Consider the following 19,838-nt stretch of genomic DNA (forward strand, 5'->3'; position numbering starts at 1 on the left):
CCCGTTTATTTTTGTCTTTTTACATTTTGAGGTCTTACAATACTTGGTCGTACTTTTAAACTAGACATCGTTGGACGGAGTAAAATTTTTGTTAACGCGCCCCAATCAAATGGTAAAAACGGCCATAAATAAGGTGTTTGTAAACTTTTTATAGACGTTAAAAATAAAATTAATATCGTCATACCAATTACAAATCCCATCTCATGGAAGAGACCTGTTAAAATAATAACAAACAATTTCCCAACCTTATTCCCTAATCCTAATTCATAACTCGGTGTTGCATATGCACCAACCATCGAAACTGCTACATACAAAATTACTTCTGGCACAAACAAACCTACATCAATTGCAATTTGACCAATTAATATAGCGGAAATCAACCCTGCTGCAGACGATAACGGCGTTGGAGTATGAATGGCTGCCATCCTTAAAAACTCAAGTCCGACCTCTGCCATTAACACCTGTAATAAAATTGGTAAATGCGTCATCTTAGTCGGTCCAATAAAAGCAAGATTTGCTGGCAAAAGAGTTGGATCAAATACAAACACTAACCAAAATGGTAATAAAAATAACGAGAATATAACACCTAAAAAGCGCACCCAGCGTAAAAATGTACCGACAGCTGGATTTTGTCTAAACTCTTCCGCGTGCTGTAAATGATGAAAATATGTTGTCGGTGTAATCATAGCACTTGGCGATGTGTCAACGAGTACTAACACATGTCCTTCTAGTAGATGATTTGCTGCTACATCTGGCCTTTCTGTATATCGAATAAGTGGGAATGGGTTATAGCTTTGCTTTACAACAAATTCTTCTACTGTTTTATCCGCCATCGTAATTCCATCTACATCGATGTTATTTAATTCTTGTTTTATAATCTTTACTAAATCTGGATTTGCAACATCTTGAACGTATGTAATACAAATATCCGTTTGCGATCTATCTCCTACTCGAACCATTTCATTTCGAAGACGTGGATCTCGAATTCTCCTACGAATTAACGCTGTATTTACAACGATATTTTCAACAAATCCATCCCTCGCACCTCGTACTACCTTTTCGGTATCTGGTTCTGTCGGTGTTCGCCCTGGATAACTACGAACATCGATCGCGAACGCTTCCGTTTCACCTTCCACAAATATCACGATGAGTCCTGATAATACTTGGAGCATTACCTCATCCATCGTTTTCACTTTACTTACTTGTTGATGGATTAAGCGATTCTCTAAAAGCTTCACTGTATCTTCTTCTACATCCCTTATCTCATTTGTATCCACCGCTTCTTCTAAAATAGGGATAATATAATTTGTATCACAAAGTCCGTTTACAAATAGCACACCAATTTCTTTATTCAAAATTTGAAATTTACGAATGCCGACATCGTATGTAACGCCTAGTCCAACTGTCTGTTTTAAATAATTTTCATTGTCACTTATGAAAGTTGATATAGGGATATCCACTTTTTTAGGCTTCGTCATAAAACCCACTCCTTTCTAAAATTAATTGAATTGCTTTCTTTGTAATAGGTGACCCTCTCTCCCATTCATCATTTCCGCACATTTTACCAATATCACCAACTCCAACAATGACAGGAACATTTAAATCGTCTAAACAATATATTGTATCTCCACTAATCCTGCCAATTTCACCATCTGGAAGTCCAAATTTATCAACACCATATTCGGTTAAATTCCCGTTCCGATCTACACTTACATCTACACGTGCCCATTCCCAATGATGCGTATTAGACGCTACTGCTAAAATACCGAGCACATCAATTTGTTTATGGGTAGCCACATATTTTAATGCCTTTTCACCAGACCCTTCTCCAATAAATCCACTGTCATCAAACATGACAAATACAGGGTCATATGGCGTTTGCATAATAAGCTCAACAACTTTTTTCCCTGTCAATTTGGTTGGATTACTTTGTGATGCTGAAATACACCTTCCCCCAAATTCCTTCGTTAAAAGCTCAATTGTCCGCTTTGCATATTCATCTCCATCTGTGACCAAAACAACCCTTCGTCTCATTTGATTTATCCTTTCGGTTTACATATAAGTGCTATAAAAAATGAAAACAATATCGCTGCGGAAATGCCCGCAGACGTTAAACTAAACATGCCAATACCAATTCCTAAATATCCATGTTTTTCTGCTGCATGCATTGCTCCGTGCAATAGTGAATGTCCAAAACTTGTAATAGGGACTGTCGCTCCAGCACCTGCAAACTTTATTAGTTTATCGTACAATCCAAATCCATCTAAAATTGCTCCGATGACTACAAAAGTTGCCATTAAATGAGCTGGTGTTAACTTTACGAAATCTAACAATAGTTGCCCAATTAAACAAATAGCTCCACCTACAAGAAATGCATATATAAAATCCACAATTCACTCTCCTTTAACTCTCTCAAATACGACACCATGTGCAATTGTTGGAATCGTTTCCTTCTGTTGCATCATCATCGGGCTTAATAATGCACCAGTCGCAACGACAAAAATTCGTTGTAAATTCCCTTTTTGCATCTCGTGTAATAAATGGCCATACGTAACAACTGCTGAACAAGCGCAACCACTACCACCTGCAAACACTTCTTCTTGACTTGATTCATAAATCATCAATCCACAATCATTGTATATATGCCCAAGATCATAACCTTCCTCAAGTAAAAGTTGTTTCGCAATCGGCGTCCCAACAGCTGATAAATCACCCGTAACAATCAAATCATAATCATCGGCACTTCTTCTTAAATCTTCAAAATGTTGTTGAATTGTATGAGCCGCTGCTGGAGCCATCGCTGCCCCCATATCCAAAGGATTTGTAATTCCTAAATCTTGCACTTTTCCGATTGTAGCTGACGTAATTTTAATTGCACTTTTTTCATTGCTAATTAATATAGATCCTGCACCAGTCACAGTTGAATTTGCTGTCCCTGGTTTTTGCCCACCGTACTCTGTTGGATAGCGAAATTGTCTTTCAGCCGTTGCATTATGACTGCTTACTGTAGCTAAGACACGATTTGCAAATCCACCGTCTATAAAAGCTGAGCCAACTGCTAAAGTCTCCATAGACGTCGCACAAGCACTAAACATTCCTAAAAAAGGAATGCCCCACTTACGCGCAACATAATTTGCTGTCACTGTTTGATTCAATAAATCTCCCGCTAAAAAGAAATCAATTTGCGATGTTTTTATATTCCCTTTTTGCACTGCTTGTTGAATTGAGTCTGACATTAATCTTCGTTCGGCGAGCTCCCAATTTTCTTCTCCACAATGCAAGTCATCATATGAAATATCAAATTTTTTCCCAAGAGGGCCCTCAGCTTCTTTCGGACCGACAGCAGTACCCGTTGCATTCACATATATATCATTTTGAAATACCCACGTTTGTTTTCCGGTCAACCTCATACTAGCCCCTCCTTTAAGACATAAAAATTTTAAAGGTATACCTTATTAACCCAATGATATATGCACCAACAACCCCAAATACAATCACACTTCCTGCCAGTTTAAACATATTTGTAGCAATCCCTAGAACAACCCCTTCGCTCTTATGTTCTAAGGCAGCGCTCGCCATAGAATTTGCAAATCCTGTTACCGGTACCGCTGATCCTGCTCCAGCAAATTGACCGATTTTATCATATACACCACACCCTGTTAAAATCGCGGATAATAAAACAAGGGTTGCAACAGTTGGGTTTCCTGCCTCTTGTTCACTGAAGTGAAAATAATGTATATAAAATTTCATCAATACTTCTCCAACTGTGCAAATGAGTCCACCTACAAGAAATGCTTTGATACAATTTAGTAAATAGTTTGGCTTTGGATGATACTCCTTCACTTTATTTATGTAATCATCCTTCAATTTCTGACTTGTCATTTATATACTGCCTCCTACTTTACGAAATAAATCCAGTGAAACAACGATCCTATTACTTTCCCAAGTACAAGAGCGACGAGTAAAACAATAATCTTCCCCTCTACCCCTACTCGTTTCGCTAAAATAGGTAGAACATTTAACACCTCTGTTAATGCTGCAGCAAGCATTCCAATGAACGTGCCACAAAATATCCCTAATATAACGAGCCAATATTGCGACGTTTGAAATGTAATGTTTTTCAAACTGCACCAAGCCCCTGTTAAAGTACCTGCAATGACTGCCCACTCAAAATATTGAATATGCTTTCCACTTCTCGTTAATTGGGCTAAACGGGGGATTATACCAAGTACAGCTAAAAATGCGACATATCCGCTACCTACCGCAATCCCTCCAGCTAAACCAATTAAAATAACAAATCCAGACTCAATCATCGGTAAGTTGTTTCATATTATCCTTGTTTTCATTAACGATTACATACTGATCAAGTGACTGTTGGTATTGAAACATCTCAACTTCTAGCGGACTTGGCTCTTCATTAATTCGCTTTTGAAATACATGATTAAAGAATAAAACCATCCCTAAGCCAAGACCTAAAGAATAAGGAATTTGAAATAAAAGTGGTTGCGCATTAAATTCTCCAGTAATCATGTAATATAACCGTTGATGTACTTGTTGCATACTTACATCTTCATGGAAATAAATGATCGCAAGGGCCGCTCCAATGAAAAGTAACAGCCATACAAGCCCGAAAAAAATTGGGTGCGCCTTCTTTTTTTCGTATATAATTTCAACAAGAGTTTGTCCAGAACCGAGTAAATTAATTTGTACATGAGATGCTTTCTGTTGAATAATCTCAATTACTTTCATAACATCAATTACAACATGCGTCTTATCATGCGCTGTTATTTTGTAAACTATCTCATTTTGTAACAACTCAACTACGGAAGAATCTCCGGCAAGTTGAGCAACATCGCCCAGCTTTACTTCATAAGTAGGAGAAACCTTTAAACGATTGCGCATTTTAATATAAATCGTTTGTTCCAACTTTCATTCACTCCTTCACTCTTCCTCGTAGTTGTAGTATGGTTATTGAATTTTTTTCTAATACAATTTTTTCATAAAAAAACATCTGCACCATTTCGGTACAGATGTTTTTTACTTATGCCTTTTTCTTAAATAAGTTTGCAATACTTAATGCAAGCCCTCCCCAAATGACTACTATTCCAATAACCATCATCATAATCGCTGATCCACTCATTATGAAACACCTCGATCTTTCCATTCTTTTTCAAGCTTGGCAGAATCCGAATGAATTTGTGCATCCCATTTTTTCAGGCCAATGATTATTGCAACTATGAGGAATGCTGCTGCTATCGACCAACCATACGTTACAACAAACTCAGTCGGATAATCTCCATAATTCTTTTTAATATTTTGGATTGTACCATCAATTAGCATATACCCTAACATAAGCGGAGTAATAACGAGTAAACTCACTCTCCAAAACGTTCCTAATTTAATATCAGATACAAAGTTTGCATGATTTTGATAAACTGGTAAACGACGTAAAATGAGCCCTATCGTCACTACTTCCGCAAGTGCAATTGTAATTAATCCGAAATTATTAGCGAAATAGTCGACAACATCTAAGAACATAAGCCCACCACGTGTTGCAAATACAAGAGAAACTAACACGAGAAGGGTTCCCATAATTCCAATGGTTTTTTCCCGACTTAAACTGAATTTTTCAGATACAGCGGCAAAACATACTTCCGCGAGTGAAATAAGTGATGTGATTCCAGCAACCGTTAACGATAAGAAAAATAATACACCAAACAACGGTGACATCGGCAATTCATTAATAATTTGCGGAAATACTACGAACGCAAGCCCAACGCCAGCACTTGCTACTTTATCAACCGGTACTCCCATATTATTTGCCATAAATCCAAGAGCTGCAAAGACCCCAATACCTGCTAATAATTCAAATCCTGAGTTTGCAAATCCAGTAATAAAGGCATTATTTGTTGTATCCGAGTTTTTCGGTAAATAACTAGAATACGTAATCATAATTCCAAATGCTAAAGATAAACTAAAGAATATTTGACCATAAGCAGCAAGCCATACTTTCCCATCAAAAATACGACTCCAATCTGGTTTAAAGAATGCATCTAGTCCTTGCATAGCACCTTCCATCGTCACTGCACGAACGACGATAATAAGGAACATAACAACTAATAAAGGAATAAATATACGGTTAACAACTTCGATTCCTTTTTTAACTCCTTTAAATGCAACGCCAAGCACAATAATCCAAACGAGAGCTAACGGAATTAATACTTCCGGTACAAGTCCTCCAAATTGTCCTGGCTTATCTGCAACATGTAAGTACTCTTTAAATAAAAATGATTGCGTGTCTTTTCCCCATGCTCCAGTAATTGCAAAGTATGTATACGATATAGACCAAGCAATAATCACTGCATAATATGTTGAAACGATAAATGTTACGCACATTTGCCACCATCCAATAAATTCGGCACGCGGGCTAATACGGAAAAATGTAAGTGGTGCTGAACCACGATGACGATGACCAAGGGCAAATTCAAACGCTAACAATGAAATACCAGTCGTTAATAATGCAAATAAGTACGGTAAAAAGAATGCTCCTCCTCCATTTTCATACGCTGTATAAGGAAAACGCCATATGTTTCCTAATCCAACGGCAGATCCGACCGCTGCGAAAATAAATCCAGCTCTCGTTCCCCATTGTTGCCTCGTTTCCATGTTTCCTTCCCCCTTTATGACAAGCTCATACTTGGATTATATTTCAAATTAACTAAATTATCAATAAATTCTGTTAATTTTTGCGAAAATTAACATCTCTCTCCTATTAACGGCATAAAAAAATCGAATAGACAATTATTCGTCTATTCGATCTTTCATCTGTTTTAATATTTTCTTTTCAAGTCTTGAAACTTGTACTTGCGAAATGCCTATGCGCTCTGCTACTTCTGACTGTGTTTGATCTTTATAGTAACGCAAGTATACAATTAAGCGCTCTCGTTCATCTAGTTCTCTAATCGCTTCTTTTAAAGCAATTTTATCGAACCATTTCGTTTCAGATTGATCTGCAATTTGATCTAAAATAGTGATTGGATCTCCATCGTTTTCATATACAGTTTCATGTATAGATGAAGGGGCCCGGCTCGCTTCTTGTGCTAGAACAACTTCCTCTGGCGTTAGTTCTAGTGCCTCTGCCACTTCATTAATCGTTGGAGCCCTTCCGAATTCTTTCGAAAGCTCATCTCTCATCTTTCGAATTTTGTTTCCTGTTTCTTTTAAAGACCTACTAACTTTCACTGATCCATCATCACGTAAGAAACGTTGTATTTCGCCAATAATCATTGGAACTGCATATGTTGAAAATTTCACGTCGAAAGATAAATCAAATTTATCTACCGATTTCAAGAGCCCAATACATCCAATTTGAAATAGGTCGTCTGGTTCGTATCCTCGATTAAGAAACCGCTGTACAACCGACCAAACGAGGCGCATATTACTTTGAACGATTGTATCTCTCGCTTGTTGATCTCCATCTTGACTTTTTTGAATTAACGCTTTTAGCTCGTGGTCCTTTAACTGAGGTTTCTTCTTCTCATTTTTGACCTCTATGTCCATAGGCTATTCTCCTTAATTGCATAGAGCGTTACTATTTGATAAGTATTTTGTCAAATGGATTGTTGTCCCGAAAGATTCGTTTGAAATAACTTCTACTTCATCCATAAAATTTTCCATGATAGTAAATCCCATTCCGGAACGCTCTAATTCAGGTTTAGTTGTAAAAAGGGGTTGTCTCGCTTCATCTAAGTTAAAGATTCCAATCCCTTCATCTCGAATCGTGAGTTTCACCATTGCTTCTTCCAAAATTACAGAAATATAAACAATACCTTCTGCATTTCCTTCGTATCCATGAATAATTGCATTTGTAACCGCTTCTGACACAACTGTTTTAATCTCCGTTAATTCTTCCATCGTTGGATCTAGTTGTGCAATGAAAGCCGCCACAGTAACGCGAGCGAACGATTCATTTTGACTTAATGCTGAAAATTGAAGGTTCATTTCATTTCTCATCTATGCCACCCCCAACGTCGCGAGCGCGTGCGCTTCACTTTCTTCTAAGCGAACAATTTTGAATAAGCCCGACATTTCAAATAAACGCTTAACAGGCGGTGAAATTGCACAAACAACCATTTCTCCACCTAATCCCTTTACGTGTTTATATCGGCCTAATATAACACCTAGACCAGAACTATCCATAAAAGATAAGTTCTCTAGGCTCAAAACAATATGATGAACACCATGTGTCTCAATCATATCTGTTACTTTCGTTCGCAACTCTTCAGCCGTATGATGATCTAATTCACCCTCTAGTCTCACACATAGGACGTCACGTTTTACTTCTAATTGCATGGAAAGACTCACACGATTTCCTCCTTATGCTCAAACTTTACTTATTCACATACATAAAGATTTTCGTGATACAAAATAAGAATCCTTCCTGCTGACAAAAGAAGAACTATTTCGTCATAAAGTGAAACCTTTCAGCATTATTCACTTACATACGAATAGAAAAGCGGCAAAATATTTGCCGCTATTTTGATGTTGAAAACATCCCAAAGCTTCTTTTAAATAACTCCCACCAGCTCGCTGCAGCAACATCTTCTTTTGCTACAATTGTTTGTTTTAATAAAACATCCTTATCTTTTTTAATAACAAGTGTACCAAGCGCGTCACCCTTTTTAATCGGTGCTTTTACTTTCTTTTCAGCAATTACTTCTTGTTTTACCTTGTCCATATTCTCGCCCTTCTTCATAAGAAGAGAAACATTATCTGATGCAACTAAATCTACTTTTTCTTTTTTCCCTTTCCCTACTTGAACTGTCTTAATTTTTTCGCCGCGCGTATACAATTTCTTTGTCATATATTGTCCAAATGCATAGTCAAGAAGCTTCGTCACTTGGTTGTTCCGTTCTTTTGATGTTGGTGCTCCCATGACAACTGAAATGATACGCATGCCATTTTTTTCAGCCGATGCTGTTAAACAATATTTCGCTTCTGTCGTAAAACCTGTTTTTACTCCATCTACGCCAGGATAAAAACGTACTAGCTTATTCGTATTAACGAGCCAAAACTTTTTATCCGTATCTTCACGTAAATAATCTTCGTACTTACCTGTGTATTTACGAATAAGTGGATACTTCATCAATTCTCTCGCCATTATAGCCATATCATTTGCTGTCGAATAATGGTCTTTGGCCGGAAGACCTGTTGGGTTTTGAAAATGTGTATTTTTCAGCCCTAGATCTTTCGCCTTTTTGTTCATCATATTTACAAATCCTTCTTCTGAACCTGCGATATGCTCGGCTACTGCAACAGATGCGTCATTTCCAGATGCAATTGCAATACCCTTTAACATCTCATTTACAGTCATCTCTTCCCCAGGTTCTAAAAAGATTTGCGATCCACCCATTGAAGCTGCATGTTCGCTCGCTCTAACTTTATCGGTCAGTTTTAGTTTTCCTTTTTCAACTTGTTCCATAATTAAAAGCATTGTCATAATCTTTGTCATACTAGCAGGTGGTAATTTTTCATTTGGGTTTTTATCAAATAAAACTTTACCTGTATCTTGCTCAATTACGATTGCTGACGACGCTTGTTCCGCTAACTTCGGCGTTGTTTCTTCTGTTTTCTCCTGCTTCGTTTTCTCAGATTGTGCGAAACTCACTGAAGTTCCAGAAAGCAATAACATGAAACAAACAAGTATTCCAAAAACTCGCTTCATGACTAACCCTCCATTCTATATCAGACCTATTTTTTCCAATTTATCCTTTTTTAATACCAAATTTTTCTAACATTTTCAGTTGACAAACACATTCATCCCCTATATTGTATTAAGTGTATTACACGAAGTAGTACACTTAATACATATGAGGAAGGAGACATTGCTCTTGCATATTCAACTTGATCCAAGAAGCAACACTCCGATATGGGAACAAATTGTTCAAAATATAAAAGAACTCGTATTGAAAAACATATTGGCTCCAAGTGATAAACTTCCTTCTGTACGCGAACTCGCTTCTTTACTCGTTATAAATCCAAATACAGTGAGTAAAGCATATCAAGAGTTAGAGCGACAAGGAATTATTGAAACGTTACGAGGAAAAGGAACATTTGTATCCCAATCGATTACCCCAACATTAGACGAAAGGAAAATCGCTATGGTTGAAAAGCAATTTCATCAATTACTATTAGAAGCCTCTTATCTTGGTATTACGAAAGATAAAATTCATGATTGGATAGATTCATACTATAAAGAGATTGGAGGGAATACAGATGTTGAAAGTGACAAACTTGAAGAAAACAATTGATAATCAAACAATTTTAGACGATGTTTCTTTCACATTGCAAAGAGGGAGTATCATCGGATTACTCGGAAGAAACGGCGCGGGGAAAACAACTTTATTGCGAACGATGGTCGGCATTTTGGACCCAGACGAGGGAACTGTTACATATGAGGATATCGACATCCATAAAAATCCTGAAACGAAACAAAAAATCGTATATGTTCCTGATTCTACTAATATACTGAACGGCTATACGATAAAAGAAATCGTAAAGTTTTATAAAGAAGTTTATACCGCATTTGATGAAACACATTTCTATGAACTGTTAGAACGTTTTAACTTACCAAACAAACGAATTCGTAGCTATTCAAAAGGCATGAAAGCACTGCTCGCCATCATTTTAGCCGTTTCTACAAAGGCAGAATATGTCATTTTAGATGAACCGACAAATGGACTTGATCCTATCGTGAAAAGGAAAATTTTACAGTTTCTCGTTGGAGAAGTTGCAGAAAAAGAGATTACCATTTTCATCTCCACTCATCATTTAGATGAAGTAGAACAAATTGCAGATACAATTATTATATTAAAAGGCCATACTATCTCGTCTATTACATCACTAGACGATGCAAAATCACGATTTGCAAAAATACAAGTAGCTTACGAACGTTCATTACCTCAAAAGCTAGAAAACTTAAGCAATATTAAAATATTAAATCAAACAGGAAAAGTATATACAATCTTAATTGAAGGAAATGTGGCAGCTACATTAGAAAAGTTTCATAAAGAACAGCCACTGCTCATTGAAGAATTAACAATGTCACTTGAAGATGTCTTCGTTACAACACTGGAGGAGGATGGGTATGTTTCATAAAGCATTGTGGATGTGGAATTGGAAGCGCGGGAAATATGCTGCGTTGCTTTTTTTCTTTAGTTCACTTTATTTTTTATCTTTCGAATACTATCAAGCAGCAGAAACTCAACAGTCTCTCTTTCTCCATCCAGAAAAAATAGGTGAAGAAAAGTTTTACTATCATTATTCTTTTTATTCTTCTAATAGCTTTGGGTTAGGTATTATTACAATTATCCTATCCTGTATATTAATTGGCTGGGAGCGAAGTAATCAAAATGGAGATTCACTTATGACATTTCCATTTAAAAGACGTGATATGTTCTTATCGAAATGGGTTTTCGGTGGATTTTTCATTGTACTATCATTTCTAATCAATTGGGGTCTTATGTATTTTATTTATAAATCTACGATTCACTTTGAATATCAATCTTTCGAACCATTTCATCGATATTTCCTGTATGCAATTTTCACATATATCGCTATCTATACTGTCTCTTTATGTATAGGTACATTTACTGGCAGTATTATTTCACAAAGCATCTTCAGCATTACTTTTTGCATAATGGGAATGGGAATCTTTTCACTCTTACTCCTTTTCTTTACAGCTCACGCTGAGGCAATACAGGGGAATAAAAGTTATACGAATTTCGAAAACATTTATAAATTCAATAAAAAGACCAACATTTCAAGCTCTATATCAGACTTTTCAATTAGTTATAATTACCACCCTACTGTCCAATCAGATGAAGATCATGGAAAAGCAATACAAAGGGGACCCACTTTTCATAGTTACTACTCTGCAAAAGTAATACTTGTTCCTATCTTCTATACTATTTCCAGCTTACTAATTGGTATGTTTCTTTATGCACGATCACCTAATGAACATAATAAGAAAATTTTCCTTTTTCCAAAATACAACTCACTCTGGATATGGGGTACTACCTTTTATTTTGCATTAATAGGTGGGCAAATGTTAAAAAGTTTTGATTTATTATTTAGTTACTATGTTGGGTTCTTTTTATTTGGAATCGTCACTTATTTTATATTATCACGTCTTACAAACTATAAAGTTTTTTAAAGGAGAGATCCTATGTTTCAAAAAGCATTATGGGTGCATACCTACAAACAAAGTAAATATATTGTTTGGCTATTTTGGTTAGTAAGTTTTTATGTACTATCATATAAATACTATTTAGCAGCTGCCGAGCAATTAAAATATTTTCATGAACATAATGAATGGAAATATATATACCGGTACAATTATCACCTTTCACTTCCCGATGCTATCATAGTTCAAGGAGGACTCCTTATTATATTAGCCTGCATTCTTATTGGATGGGAGCGTCAAAATCACTCAAGTGACATTTTATGGTCTATGCCATTTAAACGGAAACATCTCTTCATGACAAAATGGCTTTTTGGTATGTGTAATATTGTAGCTATCGTTATATTGAATTGGGGACTTTTTGCTATTATGAAAAAGACAACTTTTCATAATAAGTATCAAATATTTTCACCATTTCATACCTATTTCTTATACATGTTTATCATCTTAATTGCTATATATACACTTGCATTATGCATAGGAACAATTGCTGGTAATATGATTTCACAAGGATTCTTCAGTGTTGCTATACTTGGATTCCCTTTTATTTTGCCAACTCTAATTGCCGGAGCTATTTCTATTCATACGGTTGGACTTATTTCCAATCATCCCGTCTATACGGAGGAGCATGTAGATCGTTACGGTTCAGTAATAGAAAAAGTGAGTATTTTAGCGCCTGTTCGCGGATTCAATATTAATTTTAATTACGATCCTCAACGTGCTTATACTGATCAACAAGGCGTACGTCATAATGAACCTAATTTTACGTACATTCCTTCAGCAACAAAACTTATCGGTCCAATCGCAAATATACTTATTTTATTACCTTTAGGAATATACTTATATACAAGATCACCTAATGAACAAAACGGAAACTTCCTATTATATCCAAAACTCAAAACACTATGTATGATATGTTGTGTAATCTTTATTGGAATGTTTGGAGGAATGGCAGCGGGAGGAAGTCATTCTATCGTAAATTATTATATTGGTTTTATAGGGACCAGTACGATAGTCTACCTACTATTATCTCGCTTATTAAAATTCAGATTTTCTTGGCGTGTGAAATAACCTCCTTTTAAAGGAGGTTATTTCACATTCTCTCTCCTATCTCCGTACACCATCTCTTCTTTCATCCCAAATCCATCACCATTTTGCACAATTTGCTCTGTCGGTGCAACTACACTTTCAGCAATTTTCCATTCCCCACGCTCTTTCACAAATACTTGTAGAAAATAGTTCATGCCATCTAGTTGATATGCATTTTCTTTTTTCACATTATAGTGAATCGCAATGTAGTATACTTGAATGTTTTCTTTTCCTGCTTTTGATACGTATTGCGATAATCTCGGTATATAGAGGGCCGCTTTCTGAAAAGGTAGTTGTTTCGCTTTAACAAGCGATGAACTTGTTACATTACGTAATGTGTCCTGATTACGAATATTATCGCTATGGTGGAATAATACTGCGTTTTGCATAGAACGAACCCATAATTTCGAATATAAGACTGTATTATCGGTTTCAATGTACTTCACTTCTTTTCGTACCACTTGGATAGGCGTATCTGCGTACGTAAATGTTTGAAAATAGAAAAAACCACCAAATAAAATGGTAAGTGCAGCAATATATTTCATAATCTTTCCTCCGATCTTTTAATTAAAGTATCGGAGTTTCAAAATATTTTTATTCAAAAGAAAAAGGATAGGAATGCTTTCGCTTCCTATCCTCATTTATTATAATACGCGGCCAAATAGTTCTAAGACCATTTCTATTTCTTGGTCGCTCCAACCTTTAAATCTCTCTTTATAATATTCTTTACGCACAGCTTCAAGTTTTTCAGTTACTTCTCTTCCGTGCTCTGTAATTTCTAAGTACACGATTCGACGATCTGAATTAGAACGTTTTCTTTCTACTAATCCTTTTCGTACGAGACGATCTGTAACAGCTGTAATATGACTGGAGGTTACGTTTACTTCACTCGCAATTTGCGAAGCCATCTGTGGACTCTTTAAAAATAACGCACGTAATACAGAAAATTCATTATATGGCATATGTTCTGCAAAACGTGTATTAATATCATTTTGTAATAAACGTATCATTTTTCGAAATGATGCAGATAAATCTAAAATCAGTGTTTCTCTTTTTTCGTTCAATAGCCTCGTCCCTTTTTTATCATATTTACACATATTATAATCTATAAATACCTATGTTGTACATGCTTTCTTTCCTCAACATTCTCATTTATGTAACTTTTTTCATATAAATTTCTTTTTTGTTCACACATATACATATAAAAAGGATGGTGATGGAAAATGCAGGGTGGAATGAATCCTTATTTACACAACGTACGCACAGCTAATACTGGTAAAGAAGCTACTATTACTGTACAAGGCGAAGGCGTTGTCAAAGCAAAACCGAATGTTGTTATATTAACGCTTGGCATTCGAACAGATGATAAAAATGTAAAACAGGCTCAAGAAGAAAATGCAGTGCAATCCAAACAATTGCTGGATGCACTTAAACAGCTTGGTATTGCCGATAAAGATATAGAAACGATTTCTTATACGATTACTCCTCAATACGAATATGTAAATGATAAAGCATTGCTACAAGGATACCGTGTGGAGCATTTGTATGAAATTACCGTTTTAAATGTACAAAAAGCTGGGGAAGTATATGATATAGCCGTTTCAAATGGCGCAAATGTAGCAAAAGGTTTACGTTTCCGAGTATCTCATCCAAATAAATATTATGAGCAAGCTCTCATTCAAGCTCTGCACCAAGCAGTAGAAAAAGCTCGTGCTATTGCGAGTACATATAATTTAAATATTAATCCTGTTCCCCTCTCATTCGTTGAAGAATCTGCCCAATTACCACGGGAGGTTACGTCTTATGCTACTTTACATGCGCAAGCAGCCCCGCCCATTCAATCGGGTGAATTAGAAATCATTTCATCCATACGGGCTATTTTTACGTATTTATAACGAATTCTCTTTACAAGTAAACGTTATCATTTTACTTGTTGTAAAAACATGATGTTCTGATATAATAAAGAACGGTGAGCTCTTACAAAAGAGATATCACGGGTGGGAGAGGGATATGAAAAAGAAGGTTTAACATGAAAGGAATACTTGAAAGAACATTTAAATTAGGTTTACACGAAACATCACCAAAACAAGAAGTTTTAGCTGGAGTTACGTCATTTTTCACAATCGTATATATTATGATTGTAAATGCGTCAATCTTATCAGATGCTGGCATTCCTCTTGAAGCTGGAATTTTAGCAACTGTTTTTAGTTCATTTGTCGGATGTCTACTCATGGCATTTTGGGCAAATGCACCTGCTATTCTTGTCCCGGGTATGGGTGTAAATGCATTCTTCACGTACACAGCTGTGCATACGCTTGGACTAACTTGGCAAGAAGCATTGGCTGCTGTCTTTATCTCTGGTATTATTTTTGCAATTGCCGCTTTTACACCAATCGCTCGCGTGCTATCAGTATCAATTCCAAAGTCATTAAAGGAAGCGATTACTGTCGGCATCGGATTATTTTTAGCGTTTATCGGATTGCAAAAAGGTGGTTTAGTCGTTTCGAACCCAAATACTGCTGTGGCAATGGGGAAATTAAGTAATCCTGTCGTTCTTGCGACATTACTTACTCTTATCATTGCACTTGTATTATTTATTCGTAACGTACGTGGAAACTTTTTATGGACGATTGCAATAGGAACTGGTATCGCCTGGCTATTTGGTCTTGTGGATACGAGTCAAGTGGGAAGTAGTTCATTCTCATTCGCCAATTACGGTGATGTGTTTGGAGCTATGTCATTTGGGAAACTTTCTTCCTTACCATTTTGGATTGCAACATTCTCTTTAAGCATGGTGCTTATTTTTGAGAACATGGGACTTCTGCACGGTTTATTAGAAGATGATCGTAAATTCCCACGTGCTTACCAAGCCAATGCAATTTCAGCAATGACATGTGGTCTATTTGGCACAAGTCCTACCGTTTCAACAGTAGAAAGTGCCGCAGGTATTACTGCAGGTGGTAAGACAGGTCTGACGTCTATCGTTACTGGGTTGCTATTTTTTGCATCACTGTTTGCTCTTCCATTTGTCAAATTAATTCCTGATAGTGCCATTGCACCCATCTTAATTATTATTGGCGGTCTGATGATTACAAGCATTCAACAAATTCCTCTGAATGATTTTTCAGAAGGATTTCCAGCATTCTTAATTATCGTTATGATCCCGCTCACATATAGTATCGCTGATGGCATTGCGTTCGGATTTATTGCTTACCCTATCTTAAAAGTTGCTCTTGGAAAGCGTAAAGAAGTCGCACCATCTATGTATATCATTACATGCTTATTCTTAGCTATGTTTGTATTACATGCTATTGGTTAAAAAAACACCGAGGAAATCCTCGGTGTTTTTTTACTTAAACCATCCTTTTTTATAAAACCAGGCCATCATTCCGCCGCCAATTAGTGCCATAATAAGTAGACAAATAAAATAACTATATTGTCCACCAAGCTCTGGCATATGCGTAAAGTTCATTCCATATACTCCCGCAATAAATGTTAATGGCATGAAAATAGTCGAGAATACAGTTAATGTTTTCATAATGTTATTCATATGATGTGAGTTTAATGAAAAATAACTATCCCGAATATCTGCTGTTAACTCTCGGCTTGCCTCAATCATTTCTGTTAGTTTAAGCAAATGATCATGTATATCTTTAAAGTAAATTTCATGATCGCTTATACCGTAAAAACGAGTCGAATTTAAAATACGATATAATAAATCACGCATCGGAATAATTGTACGCCTTAGCTTTGATAAATCTGCACGTATATCAAATACCTCTTCTAATACACTTCCTGCTGTCTCCCCCGTTAAATTATCATCAATTGCATTTAAATGATCCTCAATGTAATATACAGGCGCAAAATAGTCATCTACAATTTGGTCGATAATTGTATGAGCTACGTGTAAAGGACTATTTTTAATACGCTTCTTTTCTCCAAGTGTTTTCCATACTCTTTCGATTGCATTGTTATGAGAAAAGTGGAAAGAAACAATATAACGATCACTAATAAATAAATCGATTTCGTGCGGTTCTAGTCCATCTTCCCCAAATGCATGAAGAACTAAAAAGTTATATCCATCATAAAAATCAACTTTTGGCCTCTGTACATATTCTATACAGTCTTCAATTGCAAGGGGATGGAACTTAAAATGGTCTTGCAGAATATATGTATACTCTTCTTTCGTTGGCTTATATAAATCTAGCCAATACCATACAATATGGTCTTTCTTTGTTTCTTCTAGCGAAACATCATATAATACTTCATCTGTTTTTGTTACTGCACAAATTCTAATCATAATTTCACCCATTATTATTATAAACAAAAAATAGTAAAAAAAGCCAAGGAGAAATCTCCTCAGCTTTTTTTATTACTTCGTTACGATACTGTGTACTAAAGTTGGTGCATCTACATGTTCTTTAGAAATCTTCATGTTCTCATAAATTTTCGCTTTTACATCTTCAACATTTTCGCGGTTTGCGTAAATTGTAACAAGGGATTCACCTTGCTTCACGCTATCGCCTACTTTTTTGCGCAGCATTAGACCAACTGCTAAATCAATTTCAGACTCTTTCGTTGCACGTCCTGCTCCTAAAAGCATTGCTGCTGTTCCGATTTCGTCTGCAACGATTTCTGATACATATCCGTCTTCTTTCGCTTCCACTTCAATTTTAAATTGTGCTTGTGGCAATTTAGAAGGATCATCAACAACAGATGCGTCGCCGCCTTGAGCTGATAAGAACGTTTTAAATGATTCTAGCGCTTTTCCGTTGTTCATTACTTCAATTAGCTTTTCACGTGCATCTTCTAAAGATGAAGCTTGTCCAGCAAGGTACACCATTTGACTTCCAAGTGTTAAACATAACTCTTCTAAATCTTTCGGCCCTTTACCTTGTAATGTATCAATTGCTTCTTGTACTTCTAGTGCGTTACCAATAGCTTCACCAAGTGGTTGACTCATATCCGAAATAACTGCCATCGTGTTACGACCAACGTTATTACCGATACGTACCATTGCTTCTGCTAAACGTTTTGCATCTTCATCCGTTTTCATAAATGCACCTGCTCCAGTTTTTACATCAAGAACAATTGCATCTGCACCAGCAGCAATTTTTTTACTCATAATCGAACTTGCAATAAGCGGAATTGAGTTTACTGTTGCTGTTACATCACGAAGTGCATATAACTTTTTATCAGCAGGTGTTAAGTTACCACTTTGGCCGATAACTGCGATTTTGTTTTCATTTACAAGACGCATGAATTCATCGTTTTCAATTTCCACATGGAATCCTGGGACTGCTTCTAATTTATCAATTGTACCACCAGTATGTCCTAAACCGCGTCCAGACATTTTCGCTACTGGTACATCTAAAGCAGCTACTAATGGACCTAATACAAGTGTCGTTGTATCACCAACACCACCTGTTGAATGCTTATCTACTTTTACACCTTCAATAGCTGATAAGTCGATTGTATCACCGCTATTTACCATTGCCATCGTTAAATCAGCACGCTCTTGATCGTTCATATCTTGGAAGAAAATTGCCATTGCAAGTGAACTTACTTGATAATCAGGAATATCACCATTTGTATATCCTTCAACAATAAAATTAATTTCTTCTGTCGTTAATGCATGTCCGTCACGTTTTTTTGCAATTAGGTCCACCATTCTCATTGTGAGGTCACCCCTTCATTTGTTTTACGATTGCTTTTACTAATGCTAAGAAGTTCGCTTTAACACGTTCTGTCGTTTCAATTACTTCATCGTGGTGAAGTGGCTGATCTAAAATACCAGCTGCCATATTTGAAATACAAGAAATACCTAATACTTTCATACCAGCATGACGCGCTACAATTACTTCAGGTACTGTTGACATACCAACTGCATCTCCGCCAAGTGTACGAAGCATACGAATTTCAGCAGGTGTTTCATATACAGGACCTGTCATTCCTACGTATACACCTTCTTGTACTTTAATATTTAAGTCTGCTGCCACTTGTTTCGCCATTTCGCGAAGTTCTACCGTATATGACGTAGACATATCAGGGAAACGTACGCCCATTTCAGAATCATTTGGTCCGATTAATGGATTCGTACCCATGAAGTTAATGTGGTCTGAAATTAACATAAGATCGCCTGGCTCAAATGATGTATTTACACCACCAGCTGCGTTTGTTACAACAACTGTTTCTACACCTAGTTCTTTCATAACACGAACTGGGAATGTTACTTTTTGCATGTCGTATCCTTCATAGAAGTGGAAACGTCCTTGCATTGCTACTACTGTTACACCTTGAAGTGTACCGAATACTAGTTGACCTGCATGGCCTTCTACAGTTGATACTGGGAACTCAGGGATTTCACTGTAAGGTACTGTTACTGCGTTCTCAATTTCGTCTGCTAATACACCTAGTCCTGATCCAAGGATTAGTCCTACTTGTGGTGTCTCTTGAAATTTCTCTTTTAAGTATGAAGCTGATTTTGTAATAAGTTCACGATTCATTT

At 36.4% G+C, this 19,838-nt stretch carries 24 protein-coding genes; 6 read left to right on the forward strand and 18 right to left on the reverse strand.

The features are described 5' to 3' along the window. Positions 1 to 5 precede the first annotated feature (5 nt). From spoVAF to dacF, 13 genes are all read right to left on the reverse strand, one after another. Complete coding sequence (spoVAF, locus tag MHB52_RS21115) at positions 6 to 1,478, reverse strand: spore germination protein SpoVAF (protein ID WP_000165596.1); 1,473 nt, start codon at positions 1,476 to 1,478, stop codon at positions 6 to 8. After that, positions 1,465 to 2,034 (reverse strand): stage V sporulation protein AE, encoded by a 570-nt coding sequence (locus MHB52_RS21120; RefSeq protein WP_001254415.1) that lies wholly within the window; start codon positions 2,032 to 2,034, stop codon positions 1,465 to 1,467. Before MHB52_RS21120 ends, spoVAF begins: the two co-directional genes overlap by 14 nt. Before the next feature lie 5 nt (positions 2,035 to 2,039). Beyond that, positions 2,040 to 2,390: a stage V sporulation protein AE gene (spoVAE, locus tag MHB52_RS21125; RefSeq protein WP_000345904.1), complete on the reverse strand. Its 351-nt coding sequence runs from the start codon at positions 2,388 to 2,390 to the stop codon at positions 2,040 to 2,042. 3 nt (positions 2,391 to 2,393) lie between these two features. Next, positions 2,394 to 3,410: a stage V sporulation protein AD gene (gene spoVAD, locus MHB52_RS21130; protein ID WP_001241163.1), complete on the reverse strand. Its 1,017-nt coding sequence runs from the start codon at positions 3,408 to 3,410 to the stop codon at positions 2,394 to 2,396. A 13-nt stretch (positions 3,411 to 3,423) separates the two neighbouring features. After that, positions 3,424 to 3,882, reverse strand: coding sequence for a stage V sporulation protein AC (spoVAC, locus tag MHB52_RS21135; protein ID WP_000203810.1), 459 nt, complete (start codon positions 3,880 to 3,882; stop codon positions 3,424 to 3,426). Positions 3,883 to 3,896: 14 nt separating this feature from the next. Continuing rightward, positions 3,897 to 4,313, reverse strand: coding sequence for a stage V sporulation protein SpoVAB (gene spoVAB, locus MHB52_RS21140; RefSeq protein WP_000572936.1), 417 nt, complete (start codon positions 4,311 to 4,313; stop codon positions 3,897 to 3,899). Continuing rightward, positions 4,306 to 4,926 carry a stage V sporulation protein AA gene (locus tag MHB52_RS21145; protein WP_061663476.1) on the reverse strand — a complete coding sequence of 207 codons (621 nt, stop codon included), beginning with the start codon at positions 4,924 to 4,926 and terminating at the stop codon, positions 4,306 to 4,308. Before MHB52_RS21145 ends, spoVAB begins: the two co-directional genes overlap by 8 nt. Before the next feature lie 115 nt (positions 4,927 to 5,041). Further along, positions 5,042 to 5,140: a methionine/alanine import family NSS transporter small subunit gene (locus tag MHB52_RS21150; RefSeq protein ID WP_000016826.1), complete on the reverse strand. Its 99-nt coding sequence runs from the start codon at positions 5,138 to 5,140 to the stop codon at positions 5,042 to 5,044. Continuing rightward, entirely contained in the window at positions 5,140 to 6,666 is a 1,527-nt protein-coding gene (locus tag MHB52_RS21155; protein WP_000450088.1) for a sodium-dependent transporter, read from the reverse strand. The genes MHB52_RS21150 and MHB52_RS21155 overlap by 1 nt, the downstream gene beginning before the upstream one ends. 135 nt (positions 6,667 to 6,801) lie before the next feature. Beyond that, on the reverse strand, positions 6,802 to 7,560 hold the full coding sequence (gene sigF / locus MHB52_RS21160; RefSeq protein WP_000350729.1) for an RNA polymerase sporulation sigma factor SigF: 759 nt from the start codon (positions 7,558 to 7,560) through the stop codon (positions 6,802 to 6,804). A 12-nt stretch (positions 7,561 to 7,572) separates the two neighbouring features. Then, complete coding sequence (gene spoIIAB, locus MHB52_RS21165) at positions 7,573 to 8,013, reverse strand: anti-sigma F factor (protein WP_001243398.1); 441 nt, start codon at positions 8,011 to 8,013, stop codon at positions 7,573 to 7,575. After that, the gene (spoIIAA, locus tag MHB52_RS21170) at positions 8,014 to 8,364 is read right to left on the reverse strand and encodes an anti-sigma F factor antagonist (RefSeq protein WP_000059135.1); all 351 of its coding nucleotides are present in this window, start codon (positions 8,362 to 8,364) and stop codon (positions 8,014 to 8,016) included. It abuts the gene before it with no gap. A 169-nt stretch (positions 8,365 to 8,533) separates the two neighbouring features. After that, positions 8,534 to 9,724: a serine-type D-Ala-D-Ala carboxypeptidase DacF gene (dacF, locus tag MHB52_RS21175; RefSeq protein ID WP_000831995.1), complete on the reverse strand. Its 1,191-nt coding sequence runs from the start codon at positions 9,722 to 9,724 to the stop codon at positions 8,534 to 8,536. A 166-nt stretch (positions 9,725 to 9,890) separates the two neighbouring features. On the opposite strand from dacF, the gene MHB52_RS21180 reads away from it, so the two are divergent. Genes MHB52_RS21180 through MHB52_RS21195 form a run of 4 tightly spaced genes read left to right on the forward strand, consistent with a single transcriptional unit; the run spans position 9,891 to position 13,312 of the window. Continuing rightward, complete coding sequence (locus tag MHB52_RS21180) at positions 9,891 to 10,310, forward strand: GntR family transcriptional regulator (protein ID WP_000548022.1); 420 nt, start codon at positions 9,891 to 9,893, stop codon at positions 10,308 to 10,310. Beyond that, positions 10,276 to 11,157, forward strand: coding sequence for an ABC transporter ATP-binding protein (locus MHB52_RS21185; protein WP_000922107.1), 882 nt, complete (start codon positions 10,276 to 10,278; stop codon positions 11,155 to 11,157). The genes MHB52_RS21180 and MHB52_RS21185 overlap by 35 nt, the downstream gene beginning before the upstream one ends. Next, positions 11,147 to 12,214: an ABC transporter permease gene (locus MHB52_RS21190; RefSeq protein WP_044795949.1), complete on the forward strand. Its 1,068-nt coding sequence runs from the start codon at positions 11,147 to 11,149 to the stop codon at positions 12,212 to 12,214. The genes MHB52_RS21185 and MHB52_RS21190 overlap by 11 nt, the downstream gene beginning before the upstream one ends. A gap of 12 nt (positions 12,215 to 12,226) precedes the next feature. Continuing rightward, positions 12,227 to 13,312, forward strand: a complete 1,086-nt coding sequence (locus MHB52_RS21195; RefSeq protein ID WP_061663475.1) for an acetoin ABC transporter permease — start codon at positions 12,227 to 12,229, stop codon at positions 13,310 to 13,312. A gap of 17 nt (positions 13,313 to 13,329) precedes the next feature. Here MHB52_RS21195 and MHB52_RS21200 read toward each other — a convergent pair whose 3' ends face one another. Together MHB52_RS21200 and MHB52_RS21205 are read right to left on the reverse strand one after the other, a co-directional pair. Next, complete coding sequence (locus tag MHB52_RS21200; RefSeq protein ID WP_000873783.1) at positions 13,330 to 13,875, reverse strand: hypothetical protein; 546 nt, start codon at positions 13,873 to 13,875, stop codon at positions 13,330 to 13,332. A gap of 99 nt (positions 13,876 to 13,974) precedes the next feature. Continuing rightward, on the reverse strand, positions 13,975 to 14,394 hold the full coding sequence (locus MHB52_RS21205) for a MarR family winged helix-turn-helix transcriptional regulator (protein WP_001003305.1): 420 nt from the start codon (positions 14,392 to 14,394) through the stop codon (positions 13,975 to 13,977). A 159-nt stretch (positions 14,395 to 14,553) separates the two neighbouring features. On the opposite strand from MHB52_RS21205, the gene MHB52_RS21210 reads away from it, so the two are divergent. Both MHB52_RS21210 and MHB52_RS21215 read left to right on the forward strand, forming a co-directional pair. After that, a complete protein-coding gene (locus tag MHB52_RS21210) occupies positions 14,554 to 15,225 on the forward strand; it encodes an SIMPL domain-containing protein (RefSeq protein ID WP_001161448.1) in 672 nt (223 codons plus the stop codon). A 134-nt stretch (positions 15,226 to 15,359) separates the two neighbouring features. Further along, positions 15,360 to 16,649, forward strand: a complete 1,290-nt coding sequence (locus MHB52_RS21215; protein WP_000676242.1) for an NCS2 family permease — start codon at positions 15,360 to 15,362, stop codon at positions 16,647 to 16,649. A 30-nt stretch (positions 16,650 to 16,679) separates the two neighbouring features. On the opposite strand, the gene corA is transcribed toward MHB52_RS21215, so the two are convergent. From corA to MHB52_RS21230, 3 genes are read right to left on the reverse strand one after another with little or no spacing between them, the layout of a single operon-like run. After that, positions 16,680 to 17,642 carry a magnesium/cobalt transporter CorA gene (corA, locus tag MHB52_RS21220; RefSeq protein ID WP_002000765.1) on the reverse strand — a complete coding sequence of 321 codons (963 nt, stop codon included), beginning with the start codon at positions 17,640 to 17,642 and terminating at the stop codon, positions 16,680 to 16,682. A 60-nt stretch (positions 17,643 to 17,702) separates the two neighbouring features. Beyond that, a complete protein-coding gene (locus tag MHB52_RS21225; protein ID WP_001243071.1) occupies positions 17,703 to 19,007 on the reverse strand; it encodes a pyrimidine-nucleoside phosphorylase in 1,305 nt (434 codons plus the stop codon). Positions 19,008 to 19,014: 7 nt separating this feature from the next. Continuing rightward, positions 19,015 to 19,836, reverse strand: a complete 822-nt coding sequence (locus tag MHB52_RS21230; protein ID WP_001078446.1) for a purine-nucleoside phosphorylase — start codon at positions 19,834 to 19,836, stop codon at positions 19,015 to 19,017. Between the last annotated feature and the right edge of the window lie 2 nt (positions 19,837 to 19,838).

It is taken from the genome of Bacillus sp. FSL K6-0073, from assembly GCF_038006085.1.
GTDB classification, from domain to species: Bacteria; Bacillota; Bacilli; order Bacillales; family Bacillaceae_G; genus Bacillus_A; species Bacillus_A cereus.